Below are 13,413 nucleotides of genomic sequence, written 5' to 3'. Positions count from 1 at the left end.
ATCCTTTCCACTATCAGCTCTACATATAGTTTGAGGAGTGAGCTTCTAACTCCTCATACAATTGAGCACGCTTTTCACTTGCATCAATATTTAAGACAAAGGCGATGGCTACAGACAAGACCAGAAGACTATTCCCTCCTTGCGATAAGAAAGGAAAGGTAACTCCTGTTGAAGGAATAATACCAGAAATTCCACCGATATTAACAAAGACCTGTACCAACATCATCCCCCCAACTCCAATCGCCATCATGGAATTAAAGGGATTCTTAGCACGAATACCTACTAAGATAATTCGTAAAATAAGGAAAAAGACAAGTGACAAAATCAAGCTGGCTCCCACAAAGCCAAATTCTTCAATGACAATTGAAAATACAAAATCTGTATGGGCCTCTGGTAAATAGCCACGTTTTTCAATTGAATTTCCTAAACCTAGACCAAACCAACCACCATTTACCATGGCAAAGTAGGAATTTGCAAGTTGGTGCCCTGCTCCTGCCAAATCGGCAAAGGGATTAAAGTAGGCACTGAAACGCTTGGCTACATAACCAAATACTGGAATTTTTGAAAATTTATCAACCCCTATAAAAGAAATCAGTGATAAGGATAGGGCAGAAACTCCCACCAAAATTCCCAAAAAGGCAATAAACCATCTATAAGCGATACCACTAATCGTATACATAATCAAGGCAACCAAAGCTAAAATAGAAGCATTCCCCAAATCTGGGAAAATAGCAAGGCTCCCAATCAGTACAAAGAGAACAAAGCGCCAGTCATTAAACGCACGAGGAAGCCACTGATTCTGCGTCAAAACTTGAAAATCATAAATAGCTATATCCTCTTGTTGTTTGGAAAATTTATTTGCTAGATACCAAATAATAATAATTTTCAAGTATTCGGCTGGCTGAATGGTCAAAGGTCCTACAGAAATCCAGCCATAGGCTCCATTGACAGGAATACCAATCAAACGAGCCAAAGCCAATAGAATCAGCTCAACAAACATAACAATAAATAAAAGACGTTCATTTCTTAAAAAATTCAGTTTCAACTTATATATCAAGGCAATCAGTATCAAACTAAATATCCAAAATAGTCCCTGACTTCGGACCAATTGCAGTGCACTTTGGCCTTCTTGAATTAAAATAGCACTGGTTGTCGAATAAACCACAATCAAGCCCAAAATAGATAAAAGTAAGTAAGGAACTAGAATAGAATAATTTAATAGGTGCCTTTTACTAATCTTCATAGTATCACCAATCTAATGAGAACAACACAATTGCTTCCCAAATTCCGTTTGTTTTCTAGTTTTGATTGCTATTATACCATTTTTTCCGAAAGAAAAAAACTATTATCCATCAGATAGACCATTTTTATCATAAGAAAAAGAGCACTTGCCCTTTTCTGTTTTATTCTTTTGATGAACTGCTTGAGCTTGAATCTCCACCACCGATATATTGGGTAAAGATATTTTGGAAGGCTTGATCTTTAACCTTGATATTAGCTGCTTGTAATTCTTTTCCGATAATGCTTTGAACAAATGTTGAATCATTTTGTTTTTGAGTCAAGATAACAGTTTTTAATTTTTCTTTATAGTCATCAAGATTAGATGATTTTTCTGTTTTCTTAGTGAGTTTTACAATGTAATATTGGCTACTGTAAGCTTGTGTGCCAGTGGCTGTGATCACATCAGAAACACCGTTTACATCTAGAGCAAATGCCGCTTTCTTAACTTGTTCTGGCACTTCTGTTGAAGCAGAATCAAAGGTGATTTCTCCACCGTTCGCTTTGGTTTTCTCATCAGTTGAGTTATCTTTAGCTAATTGAGCAAAGTCTGCATCACTAGCCTTAGCTTTTTCAAGAATTTCTTTGGCCTTGTCTTCATTGTCCAAACGGATGATTTGAGCCGTTACATCTGGAGTGTACTCGTCAAAGGCTTTCTTATAGGCATCATCTGTCAATTCAGCTTCTGCTGCCTTCTTAACTGCCAACTCAACTAATTTGCTTGTACGAATCTGAGCTTTACGTGTTTCAATCGTCATCCCTGCTTGTGACAAGACACGTTGGTAGTTTTCACCATATTGTTTTTCTTCTTCTGCAATCGTGTCATTGACTTCTTTGTCATCTACTTCTGAACCGTATTGTTTCTCAAATACTTTTTGGATGGTCAAGTTCAACAACACTTGTTGGGCTGAAGGGTTGCTTTTCACTTGCTCATAAAATTGATGTTCTGTAATGACATCCCCTTTCATGCTGATAAGGTCTGCTCCTTCTGAACCTTTCGAACAAGCTGCTAAAGTTGCTACTGATAATAGTGTAATGGCACCTGCCAATAGTTTTTTCTTCATGTCTACTCCTTTGAGATAAGTGTTACCCTATCTATTTTACTATATTTTCTTAAATTTTTCTGAAAATTATTCGCTGTCAGGCAATTGAACATCTGCTACATTTTTACGAAGCATGAGAATGCCGTCTCCCAGAGGAACTAGTGTTGCGGTGAGTCCTGGATTATCTAAGGTTGCATCAAATAGCCTTTGAAGTCCTCTGTAAATAGTTCGCTGACCTCGACGAACTTCCATAATGTCCTTGGCAACATCACCACCTTGGAAAATATCATCCAGGACAACCACACCACCGACTTCCAAATGTTTGAGGATTTCTGGCAGAAAGACGATGTATTTAGACTTGGCAGAATCCATAAAGACGAAATCATAAGACTCTGTCAGGGTTGATAAGACATCTACCGCATCTCCTTCTAGGAGAATAATTTGCTTGCGACTGTCAAACTTGGCAAAATTTTCCTTGGCAAATCCAATCATTTCTGGATTGCGGTCAATGGTTGTAATCTTAGCATCTGGCGCATGTTCCGCCATCAAGAGAGCTGAAAAACCGATAGCCGTCCCAATTTCCAGAATGTTTTTAGGTTGTATGGTTTCCATGAGAAAACGGAAATAAGCAACCGTTTCATGGGGAATAATGGGAATATTTTCCTTTCGGGCAAAATCTTCCAATTCTTTCAAAGAACCTGTGACTTGCTTTTGACGCTGGCGCATCAAGTCTACAATTTCTTCTTTGACAACAGGACGACGCATGTTATGGTTGGCGTTTTTACTATATGATTCAACCATTTTATGCTAATCCTAATTTTTCAACAAGAGCTTCAAACTCATTTAAACGACGTTCAAAGACTGCAAAGGCATCGTTGAGGTAGTCTTCCTTCTCCATATCAACACCAGCTTTTCTCATGACATTAAGTGGATAGTCAGATTTACCAGCCTTGAGGTAGTCGATATAGCGGTCACGGTCTTCTTGACTACCATGAACAATTTTTTCAGCCAAGGCTGAGGCTGCTGCAAAACCTGTTGAATATTGATATACATAGTAGTTATAGTAGAAGTGTGGAATGCGAGCCCACTCGTATTGGATTTCAGGATTGTCTTCCTTACTCAAACCATAATACTCTTGGTTCAAGTCTGCGTAGAGTTTATTTAGGAAATCACTTGTCAAGACTTCCCCATTTTGATCCGCTTGGTGGATAGCGTGTTCAAACTCAGCAAATTGAGTTTGGCGGAAAACTGTTCCACGGAAACCATCTAGGAAGTTATTGAGAATAGCAAAGCGTGTTGCATCGTCTTCCACTTCTTCCAACAATTTCTCCGTCAAGATATTTTCATTAGTAGTTGAGGCAATCTCAGCCAAGAAGATAGAATAATCTCCGTAAACATAAGGCTGCGTTTCACGAGTATAGCTTGAGTGCATACTGTGACCTGTTTCATGGACAAGGGTAAAGAGATTGTCTAGATTGTCCTGCCAGTTAAGGAGCATAAAGGCATTGGTATCGTAAGAACCGCCAGAGTAGGCACCTGAACGCTTACCTTGATTTTCGTAAACATCAATCCAACGCTCACTGAAGGCACGTTTAACACGGCTCAAGTAATCCTCACCCAAGACTGCCAAGGCCTTTTCTGCCTTTTTCAAGGCTTCTTGGTAGGTGAAACTGTATTCAACAGATGAAAGCGGTGTGTAGACATCGTACATCTTGAGGTCTGAAATCCCCAAGATTTTTGAACGAAGCTCAAGATAACGATGCAAGAGTGGTAAATGCTTGCGAACTGCTGCTACCAAATTGTCATAAACACTCTCTGGAACAAAATTGGCCGCTAGGGCTGCATGACGAGCACTCTTATAGTTACGAACTTTGGCACGATAGTTTTGCACCTTAACATTGGTTTGCAAGGTTTTGGCATAAGTGTGTTGGAATTGTTCATAAGTCGCATAAAGGGCTTGATAAGCACCACGGCGCACCTCACGATTTTTAGATTCCATCAAACGTGTGTAAGTCCCATGAGAGAGCTGCACTTCCTTACCATCATCGTCGAGGACATAAGGGAATACAATATCCGCATTGTCCAGGATAGCGAAGGTTTCACTTGCCGAACCAAAGATTTCTCCAGCGCCAGCCAATAATTCTTCTTCGCGTTGTGAAAGAACGTGATCCTTGCCTTGCAAAAGCTTGTCAAAATAGTGTTGATAAACCTGCAATTTTGGTTGAGCCTCTAAAAAATCAGCATACTGCTTTTCGCTAATCTCCATAAATTCAGGTTCATAGAATGAAAAGGCTTGGTCTAGTTGGCTATAAAGAGTCATTGCCTTGGCATAGTACTCTTGATACTTTGCTTCACGTGTGTCCTGGTCATTTTTCATATGAGCATAAACGTAAAGCTTCTCCATCTGGCGTTCCATTTCAAGAGAAAATTCAGTGATTTCGAGTAGGCTATCCGCACTATCCAAGAGATGACCTTCATACTGGGCCACTGTCTCCAATTGTTCTGTTAAATCTTTTAAGGCTTCTTCCCAAGACTGGTCAGTTGGGTAAATCGTTGATAGATCCCATGTATCTTTTTCATTTATTTCATGTCTTTGTAATACCATTAGATTCCTCCATCTTTTCTATTCTACCATATTTTTTAAGAAATATTGCTGATAAAAGGCTGGTGGATAAAGCTTTTGCCAATCATTGTGAGGATTTTCTTGGTAATAGGTGTAAAAGTGCTGATAATAGCTGGTCAAATCTTGGTCAATCTGGAAAAATTTGCCTACTATTGGCCGAATTTGTGGATACCATTCTTTTAGTCCATAAGTCAGGAGATTTTCTCCCTTTTGATAGGCTTCTGCTTGTTCTTTCATCCAAAAGGGATTTTGATAATAAAGCTGTTGCCGGATATAGCGACAGATGTCCCTATCTTGAGAAACTGTAAAATGCGAAATTTTTTGTTTCTTATAGGGGAAACGCAATATTTCCAATAAACTAGCTTGACCATAGGGAAATTCCTTGATTTGATAATGGAGTTTACCACGTAAGTCTTGATGAATCAGGTATTTGAGTCTTAAAACTAGTTTTTCCTTGTCTAATTCCCAAACATAAAAGCCCATGTTGTGACTGAAATAGAGAAAACCTTGTTGCAGACGGGTTAAGCGGTCTTTGATCCACAGTTTTTGACCCAGCAACCACAGTACTTGGTATCCCTGACTACGATAGCCCTCGCTGCGCTCTTTAAGAACTTTTTGAGGCAATGGGCTACACTGAACCTCTAGAGCTAGATTGCCATTTACAAATAGATCCGCAATCTGTTTAAGCTCTGGAAGGGGGTATTCTAATTGAACCTCTGTCTCTTTTTTTAACCAGTGGTAGAGGAATTCCTTGTTAACCAGATGTTCTGGACTTTCATTTTCAAAGGAATAATCACAATCTTTTAGGGATTTATGGGCAAAATGGGTCCGTACACTTAGCCCTTGACGCAAACGGAGTTGACCTCCACAAGCTGGGCAGGTGTATGCTTGCTTCTCGAGCTTATCCTCTAGCACATTTACCAACTCTCCCCTAGCATCTCTCGCAACAAACATGATTTCCCTCCTTTTCTATATTATTCGTAAAAAAACAAAAAAGATCAGGAAAATCCTAATCTTCATTCATGTTTATTTGATTTTCTTAGCTAGCATGGTCGCAAAACGTAGTTGAATACGATTGCCATTCTCATCGCGACGGTGCAGATGGCCTGGATTTTCATTGTACTTAACCAGTTCCCAGTCCTTGTAATAGTCTGCCAGTTCCCCTTCTTTAAAAGTGAATGGGAAGTTCACTGAGCAAGGATAATCCTCCGTGTACATGGCACAAACGATAAGATTGTAGCCACCCACCGTGGTGTGCTCCTGCATATTTTGAATAATAGCTGGAATGCGGTCCGCTTGCAAAAATATGAGAACAACAGTTGATACGATAAAATCATAGTCTTGGCTAATGCTGGCTGAATTGATGTCGTAAAGACCAACAGGCATTTCCAAATCTTCCTGCTCCACAATGCTTTGCAAGATTTCAAGGGCCAGTTCATTTTGATCCACAGCTGTCACATCAAAACCTTGCTGGGCTAGAAAAAGAGAATTGCACCCCTGACCACAGCCCAAATCCAAAGCTTTACCCGGTTTCACTGTTTGCATAGCTTCCAGAACTTCTGAATGAACAGGATTGGTATTGTATTTCTTAGGGAAATAGTCCTCAGGTTTACAATAAAATTCCAAGTACCATTCTACATCATCTGTGGCAACTTCCACTCGGTGCCAGGCTTGCGGTTGCGCCATTGGATTGTCTGCTCCTGCTTCAAAGAGGTGTTCAGCTAGAACTTCTCCTTCTTCGGTCAATTCAATAAACTTGAGGGCTCCTTTTACAACTGTGATCTTTCCCCAAGTTCCGACCTTGGTATTGTGTTTCTGCTGGACAGCTTCAGGCATAGTTTCTTTATTCCACAAGGGCATTCTTTTATAGGCAACTAGTTTTTCCATTTTCATTCCTCTTTTTATCGCTGGTTGACAGCTTTCATGACACGCGCGATGTCACGGTTTTGTTCCCGTCGCTTGATTGACTCTCGTTTGTCGTAGTCATGCTTCCCTTTGGCTAGGCCTAAAAGGAGCTTGGCATAGCCATCTTTGATATAGACCTTAAGAGGAACCAGCGTCATTCCTGTCCCTTTAGTCTCTTGTTCCAACTTTTGGATTTGCTTTTTATGGAGCAGGAGTTTGCGACGGCGTTCTGGTTCTTGGTTCCAGATATTGCCCTCTTCGTAAGGAGCGATATGAACATTGCTCAACCAGACCTCCCCATTTTTTACTTGGGCAAAGCCATCCTTGAGATTGATTCGAGCAGCTCGCACACTCTTGATTTCAGTTCCTGTCAGGACCATTCCTGCCTCTAGCGTATCTACGATTGTATAGTCGTGGCGCGCCTTTTTATTTTGTGCGACGACCTTTCCCTCGCCCTTTGCCATGCTTGGCTCCTTTCTTAGCTACTTCCTTATAAAAAGGTTTCTTTCCTTTTTTCTTATCTTTTGACGAATGCTTGCGCTTATCATTTGAGCAATCAGCTTTTCTCTTGTCTTCCTTCTTATCTGAACGACGACTTGAACCACGCCCTCTGTCACTGCGATTAGACTTTTTCAAGCCTTTTTCAATCATATCAAATTCACTTGGAATAAAAGAGAAATCAATCTCACCAGTCATCTTATCAGCTCTTTCAACACGAATACGTATCTGCTGTCCCACACGGAAAGTAATTCCTGATTTCTCCCCACGAAGGGTTAAATCACGTTCATTAAAATGATAAAATTCAGGTAGATTGGTGATATGAATCAATCCTTCAACCGTATTTGGTAATTCAACAAAGAGACCAAATTTAACGATGCTGGACACAACCGCATCATACTCTTCACCTACGTATTCTTCCATGTACTCAGCCTTTTTCATGGCTTCGACTTCACGCTCCGCCTCGATGGCACGACGCTCACGGTTGGAAGACTGGGTCGCAATCTCTGGAATCACTTGTTCAAAATGCTCTGCTATTTCCTTAGAACGACCATAGTCCCGAATCATACGGTGGACTAGAAGGTCTGGATAACGGCGAATCGGGCTGGTGAAGTGAGTGTAATAGTCGGCAGCAAGTCCATAGTGGCCGTGATTGTGCTCTGAATAGCGAGCCTGCTGCATGGAACGGAGAAGCATCATAGACAATACATCCGCATAAGGTTCTCCCTCAACAGTACGCATGATGTCTTGGAGGGCCTCCTGGCTAATCTCACTAGCAGTTCCATAAATGCGCAAGCCAAAGCTCGAAGCATAATCAATAAACTTCTGAACCTTTTCAGCCTTGGGCTCCTCGTGGATTCGATAAATAAAAGGCAAATCCAGCTTACTAAAATGCTCAGCAACTGTTTCATTGGCCATCAGCATAAAGGACTCAATCATGCGCTCGGCAACACCACGCTGACGAAGAACGATATCAACAGGCTTACCCTGTTTATCCACTAAAATCTTGGCTTCATTGGTATCGAAATTGAGGGCTCCACGTTTCACACGCATGTTTTCTAGCCTTTCATGGAGCTTAGCCATAAGTTCGATACTAGGAACAATTTTCTGATATTCTTTTCTTTTTTCTTCATCACCTGCTAGGATATCATTGACATCGCTATAGGTCATACGAAAACTGGTCTTGATAACTGTTTGTGTAATGGTGTAATTGACCACACGACCATGTTTATCAATTTCCATAATGGCAGACTGGGTCAGACGGTCAACTTGAGGATTGAGGGAGCAGATACCATTTGACAGTCGTTCTGGAAGCATTGGCACCACTCGGTCTGTCACATAGACAGAAGTCGCACGGTTAAGGGCTTCCTTATCAAGGGCAGAACCTTCTGTCACATAATAGGAAACATCTGCGATGTGAACCCCAAGCTCCAGATTGCCATTTTTCAGAGCCTTTATATGCACCGCATCATCCAAGTCCTTGGCATCCGCACCATCAATGGTAAAGGTAATCTCATCTCTTAGATCCAGACGACCTTCCATATCCTTTTGAGATGGAACATCAGGCACACTTTCTGCTTCCTTGACAACAGCTTCTGGGAACTCGGATACAATGTCCATTGATTCCAAGACCTCAAGAACATCAATCCCGACATCCGTTGAATGCCCCACCACATCGAGGACACTAGCGACAAAGAAATCATGTTTCTTGCTTGGGTATTTGTCGATAAAGACCTTAAGAACTTCTGTTCCTTCTAGTTTAAGGGCAGGTTTCTTAACATAAATCGGCTGGCTAATTTTCTGGTTTTTCGAACGGATGTAGCCTGCATACTTAGGTTTTTCCTGATCCAGAACGATTTGACCGACAACGGTTGTTAAGCTATGTTCTAGGATATCAATAATTTTTGCTTCCGCTGCTGTTCCCTTATTGCGGTCAGCGACTTTCTTAATCACGACCTCAACGGTATCACCATTAATAGCATAGTTGACATCGTTTTTTCCTACAAAAAGGTCGTCCTCTTCCCCTTCCAGACTAACAAAGCCAAAGCCATTTTTATGGGCATGAAAAATCCCCTTGAGGGTAATCTCATGTTTTTTCTTGACTTCCAAAGTCAGACTGCCATCTTCCTCAAAGCGTATCTGGTGCTTTCTTTCCATTAGGGACAAGGTTTTAATCAACTCACGAAAATCCTTGGATCCATCTTTTCCCAAAGCCTGAGCCAAGTCATTAACAGTTACCTTTCCCTTATCTTTCAAATATTCTTTTATTCTATCTTTCATATTTTCTTTCTAGATTTTTTAATTTTCTTTTACTGTAAAACCTTCTCAAACATCCTTTAATACTCAATAAAAATCAAAGAGCAAACTAGAAAGCTAGCCGCATGTTGTTCAAAACACCGTTTTGAGGTTGCAGATGGAAGCTGACGTGGTTTGAAGAGATTTTTGAAGAGTATAAAAATAAAAAGAGGCAAAGACCTAGTCCTGCCCATTATTTTCTTATCTACTTGATAATACCGTCAATGCTAAGGCAATGGCTAGCCAGAAAAAGACTAAAATCCCTGTCAGACGCTGCATTACAGCTTCAAAACCACGTGCTTTACTGCGTTCAAACAAATCACCTGAGCTGGCATCAAATACATTGCTGGATTGGTTTTTAGTTGGTTGCATGAAAATCGCAATCACAATCACAACAGATAATACTAATAAAATGGTTAATAATAGGTTATACATATCAAACTCCTTAAAATCCTTATTATTTTACCATAAAATCTACTTAGATTCAAGATGTAGGGTTACTTTTCTTTCCTTGGGACAATACTTTAAAACCTCAATCTTGTCTGGATGGGTTTTTGAATTTTTACTGGTTAGGTAATTGATACTGCCACAAGAGGAGCATTTGAGATTAATTTTTACTCGCACTAGATTTCCTTTACTTTTAATAATGTTCGAAATTGAAGCAGGTTAAAGAGACAACTAAAGGCAACACAAAGACTTGTCGCATAAAAGACAGCATGATAGCCAAATTGACCTGCTACTGCGGAACCTGCCATGGGACCAACGACACCTCCCAGATAAAAGAATACCTGATTGAAGGCAAAGACCCTCGAAATGCCAGCTTTGGGTGTCATCTTGCTGAGAAGCGCATTAACTCCAGGAATCAAGGCACCTGTCCCCAAGCCAAAGAGGAATCGATAGAGTCCTAGTTGGAGGGGGCTAGAAGCATTGGCACAGAGAAGATAGATAATAACTGAATAAAACTGGGCTACAACCAAGAGACGATGATTGCCCACCTTGTCACCTAGCTTGCCCATAACTCCTGCACTCATCATACTGGAAAAGCCCATACTTGATACAATCAAACCAGAAACAAAAAGAAGATTCTCTGTCTGCCCTAAGTCACGCACATAAAGAGCTAAGATAGGGCCAATCGATTGGGCTGAAAATTGGATGACAAAACTAGTCAGAAAGAGGTTGACCAAAAGATAGGGATATTTAACTGATGTAAATAATTCCTTTGTTGGGATGGCCTTTTCCTTGGCTACTGGTTGAAAATCTTCCTTGATAAAGCAAATAGTCAAAACAGCAGCTAAGAATAAAAAACTACCAACCAATAAGAAAACCGTACGAATGCCAAATAATTCCGCGATAAAGCCACCAATAAAGGGACCGGTTAGAGTACCTGCAACTACACCTGTAGACAAAGTACCCAAGGCAGAGCCTGATTTCTCCTTGGGAACCTGACTGGCTATCAAGGCCGTTGCATTGGGAACAAATCCTGCAAATACACCATTCAGTAAGCGAAGAAAGATTAGCCAATAGATATTTGGGACAAAGGCCAAGCCTCCCATAGTGATAGTCATGGCAAGACCTGCCCGAATCATCATGGGTTTTCGTCCGTATTTGTCAGCAAGGATTCCCCAGATAGGAGAAAAGAGCGCCGCGGAAATAGCAGATACAGAAATAGCCAAGCCTGCATAAAAAGCAGCTTGCTCACTCCCAACACCTAGATTTTCCACAAAAATGGGCATAAAGGGCACAACCAAAGAAATACTGGCTCCTGTCAGAAAATTACCAAACCAGGCAATGCGCAAATTATCCTTCCAGTTAATCTCTGTCATCTTGCTTACCTCCCTCAAGAAGGATACGTACTTGAGTAAGAAGCTGATCCTGATTGCCATTGTTGTCTAGAACATGGCTGGTCAAATCTTTCTTTTTCTCTAAAGGCCACTGGGCTGCCAGACGAGATTCAGCTTCATTTCTGGACAACTGGTCTCTTTTCATTAAACGTTCTACTTGGACATCTCGGTCCACATAGACCAACCACGTCTCATCAAACCAAGCGCTGTAGTCCTGCTCAAAAAGCAGGGGAATATCCATGAAAAAAATCGTTTCTGTCTGAGCTAACTGTTCTCTCAAAGTAGCCAACTCTTCACGAATAATCTCCCCTTGGATTCGCTTAGACCATTCCCGTTCCTCAGGATTTGAAAAGATGAGACTAGCCAGGAGAGGGCGATTAAGTTCTCCATTTTCAAGGATGATTTCCTGCCCAAAGTGCTGAACTAAGAGCTGATAAAGACGACCACCAGGTTTTTGTAGCTGGTGGACGACTGCGTCAGCATCCACCACTTGAAAACCTTTTTCTCTTAGGAAATTTGTCACAGTTGACTTACCAGAGGCAATTCCTCCTGTGATTCCGATGATTTTTCCCATCAGCCCCTCCTTTGACACTGAGGACAAAAATGAGTTCCTCGTCCACCGAGTTGGAATTTCTCAATCACTGTCCCACAGCGTGAACACTCTTGTCCAGTCTTATCATAGACCTGATGGAAGTCCTGCATGGTTCCGTCTTCTCCAAAGGCATTGGTATAGGTTCTAATGGTGGAACCGCCTTTTTCAACTGCCTGTCCCAAAACAGCAATGGTCTGGTCATGAATAGCTGACGATTCTTCTGCCGTCAAAGTCTGGGAAGGTCTAGCTGGATGAACCTGAGCTCGCCAAAGGACCTCATCTACATAGATATTACCCAGACCAGCTACCAAAGTTTGGTCTAGGAGATGTGATTTGATAGGCTTTTTAGACTTGGTTAGGGCAGCTTGAAAGACCTGCAAATCAAAGTCCTGCTCTCTTGGCTCAGGCCCTAGTTTCTTAGAAATAAAGTAGGCTTCCAAAAGGTCAGGCGCCAATAGTTCCATGGTACCAAACTTGCGTACGTCCTCATATACAAGAGTACCGCCATCCTCAAACTGGATGAAAACATGGGCATGCTTGCGTTCAGGGACCTTGTCTGGATAGTAAAAATACTTTCCCTCCATCCGCAAATGAGAAATCAAGACCTTGTCTGTCAGGTTGAAAAGCAAATATTTGCCACGACGTCCCATTGACTCGATAATCTGACCAGGCAATTCCCTTTGAAACTCTTCCAAATCTGTCTTAATCATCTTGGGATAACGAATTTCTATACTCGAAATCTTCTTTCCCAAAATCAATTTTTCTAAGCCACGACGAACAGTTTCAACCTCTGGTAATTCAGGCATAAGTCCTCCTTCTTAAAATTTTAATTCAAATTGCAATAATTTTTCAACCTCTTCTCCTAGGATAGTTTTTATATTTTTTAACTTATAAATTTTTTCTACTATATCCTTTTGTATCTCTAAATCAATTTCACCAAATCTATTAAAAGGAACAGGAATTTTAGTATTCAAAATTACATTTTTTTCTATTTTGGTATACTCATTTCTGCCATTTTCACCACTTCTTCCCTTAACCTGTTGTCTTAAAAGAGGTTCTAAAATATAAACAATATAATCAATGTTTATTTTTTCCTGTTTAGGAATTAAAATCATTCTATCCGCATTCAAAGAAAACTTATTATCTATTAAAGTTATCTTTCCTGCTATACCATTGACAGAAATTGTAGCAAAACAACCATCAAAATCAAAATCGTTTCGATAACCAAGAGGAACTGAATTATTGGCTGAGTAAACAGGATACTTCCCCTTGTTATCCAAGCAATATTTTTTCGTATACTTACTAGAACCACGTTTCAAATCAAACAAATTAGCTAAG

General features: G+C 40.6%; 14 protein-coding genes. All 14 read right to left on the bottom strand.

Annotated features, from left to right (window positions below):
- Positions 1-19: 19 nt before the first annotated feature.
- The gene (gene ftsW / locus FGQ53_RS01535) at positions 20-1,243 is read right to left on the bottom strand and encodes a cell division peptidoglycan polymerase FtsW (RefSeq protein ID WP_138335276.1); all 1,224 of its coding nucleotides are present in this window, start codon (positions 1,241-1,243) and stop codon (positions 20-22) included.
- Between the two features lie 160 nt (positions 1,244-1,403).
- A complete protein-coding gene (prsA, locus tag FGQ53_RS01530; protein WP_138335275.1) occupies positions 1,404-2,342 on the bottom strand; it encodes a peptidylprolyl isomerase PrsA in 939 nt (312 codons plus the stop codon).
- Between the two features lie 66 nt (positions 2,343-2,408).
- On the bottom strand, positions 2,409-3,122 hold the full coding sequence (locus FGQ53_RS01525) for an O-methyltransferase (protein WP_138335274.1): 714 nt from the start codon (positions 3,120-3,122) through the stop codon (positions 2,409-2,411).
- Position 3,123: 1 nt separating this feature from the next.
- On the bottom strand, positions 3,124-4,926 hold the full coding sequence (gene pepF / locus FGQ53_RS01520; protein WP_138335273.1) for an oligoendopeptidase F: 1,803 nt from the start codon (positions 4,924-4,926) through the stop codon (positions 3,124-3,126).
- Positions 4,927-4,944: 18 nt separating this feature from the next.
- Positions 4,945-5,898, bottom strand: coding sequence for a competence protein CoiA (locus FGQ53_RS01515; protein WP_138335272.1), 954 nt, complete (start codon positions 5,896-5,898; stop codon positions 4,945-4,947).
- Between the two features lie 72 nt (positions 5,899-5,970).
- Positions 5,971-6,831, bottom strand: a complete 861-nt coding sequence (gene tehB / locus FGQ53_RS01510) for an SAM-dependent methyltransferase TehB (RefSeq protein ID WP_138335271.1) — start codon at positions 6,829-6,831, stop codon at positions 5,971-5,973.
- Positions 6,832-6,845: 14 nt separating this feature from the next.
- A complete protein-coding gene (gene smpB / locus FGQ53_RS01505) occupies positions 6,846-7,313 on the bottom strand; it encodes an SsrA-binding protein SmpB (RefSeq protein ID WP_001051750.1) in 468 nt (155 codons plus the stop codon).
- A complete protein-coding gene (gene rnr / locus FGQ53_RS01500; protein WP_138335270.1) occupies positions 7,276-9,627 on the bottom strand; it encodes a ribonuclease R in 2,352 nt (783 codons plus the stop codon). Before rnr ends, smpB begins: the two co-directional genes overlap by 38 nt.
- 216 nt (positions 9,628-9,843) lie before the next feature.
- Positions 9,844-10,077 carry a preprotein translocase subunit SecG gene (gene secG / locus FGQ53_RS01495; protein ID WP_000282517.1) on the bottom strand — a complete coding sequence of 78 codons (234 nt, stop codon included), beginning with the start codon at positions 10,075-10,077 and terminating at the stop codon, positions 9,844-9,846.
- Positions 10,078-10,116: 39 nt separating this feature from the next.
- Positions 10,117-10,266, bottom strand: coding sequence for a 50S ribosomal protein L33 (rpmG, locus tag FGQ53_RS01490; RefSeq protein ID WP_001809104.1), 150 nt, complete (start codon positions 10,264-10,266; stop codon positions 10,117-10,119).
- Positions 10,266-11,465, bottom strand: coding sequence for a multidrug efflux MFS transporter (locus FGQ53_RS01485; protein WP_138335269.1), 1,200 nt, complete (start codon positions 11,463-11,465; stop codon positions 10,266-10,268). Before FGQ53_RS01485 ends, rpmG begins: the two co-directional genes overlap by 1 nt.
- A complete protein-coding gene (coaE, locus tag FGQ53_RS01480) occupies positions 11,452-12,057 on the bottom strand; it encodes a dephospho-CoA kinase (RefSeq protein WP_138335268.1) in 606 nt (201 codons plus the stop codon). The genes FGQ53_RS01485 and coaE overlap by 14 nt, the downstream gene beginning before the upstream one ends.
- Entirely contained in the window at positions 12,057-12,881 is an 825-nt protein-coding gene (gene mutM / locus FGQ53_RS01475; protein ID WP_138335267.1) for a DNA-formamidopyrimidine glycosylase, read from the bottom strand. The genes coaE and mutM overlap by 1 nt, the downstream gene beginning before the upstream one ends.
- A gap of 12 nt (positions 12,882-12,893) precedes the next feature.
- Positions 12,894-13,403, bottom strand: a complete 510-nt coding sequence (locus FGQ53_RS01470) for a restriction endonuclease subunit S (protein ID WP_138335266.1) — start codon at positions 13,401-13,403, stop codon at positions 12,894-12,896.
- Between the last annotated feature and the right edge of the window lie 10 nt (positions 13,404-13,413).

The sequence above is a fragment of the Streptococcus mitis genome (genome assembly GCF_005844455.1).
Classification (GTDB): Bacteria; Bacillota; Bacilli; order Lactobacillales; family Streptococcaceae; genus Streptococcus; species Streptococcus mitis_BF.
The sequence above is the reverse complement of the archived record's forward strand: the minus strand, read 5'-3'. Positions and strand labels throughout refer to the sequence as shown.

Bases quoted from the DNA above. Each gene is read 5' to 3' on its own strand.
- ftsW (WP_138335276.1), bottom strand. From the start codon at position 1,243: ATGAAGATTAGTAAAAGGCACCTATTAAATTATTCTATTCTAGTTCCT.
- prsA (WP_138335275.1), bottom strand. From the start codon at position 2,342: ATGAAGAAAAAACTATTGGCAGGTGCCATTACACTATTATCAGTAGCA.
- FGQ53_RS01525 (WP_138335274.1), bottom strand. From the start codon at position 3,122: ATGGTTGAATCATATAGTAAAAACGCCAACCATAACATGCGTCGTCCT.
- pepF (WP_138335273.1), bottom strand. From the start codon at position 4,926: ATGGTATTACAAAGACATGAAATAAATGAAAAAGATACATGGGATCTA.
- FGQ53_RS01515 (WP_138335272.1), bottom strand. From the start codon at position 5,898: ATGTTTGTTGCGAGAGATGCTAGGGGAGAGTTGGTAAATGTGCTAGAG.
- tehB (WP_138335271.1), bottom strand. From the start codon at position 6,831: ATGGAAAAACTAGTTGCCTATAAAAGAATGCCCTTGTGGAATAAAGAA.
- smpB (WP_001051750.1), bottom strand. From the start codon at position 7,313: ATGGCAAAGGGCGAGGGAAAGGTCGTCGCACAAAATAAAAAGGCGCGC.
- rnr (WP_138335270.1), bottom strand. From the start codon at position 9,627: ATGAAAGATAGAATAAAAGAATATTTGAAAGATAAGGGAAAGGTAACT.
- secG (WP_000282517.1), bottom strand. From the start codon at position 10,077: ATGTATAACCTATTATTAACCATTTTATTAGTATTATCTGTTGTGATT.
- FGQ53_RS01485 (WP_138335269.1), bottom strand. From the start codon at position 11,465: ATGACAGAGATTAACTGGAAGGATAATTTGCGCATTGCCTGGTTTGGT.
- coaE (WP_138335268.1), bottom strand. From the start codon at position 12,057: ATGGGAAAAATCATCGGAATCACAGGAGGAATTGCCTCTGGTAAGTCA.
- mutM (WP_138335267.1), bottom strand. From the start codon at position 12,881: ATGCCTGAATTACCAGAGGTTGAAACTGTTCGTCGTGGCTTAGAAAAA.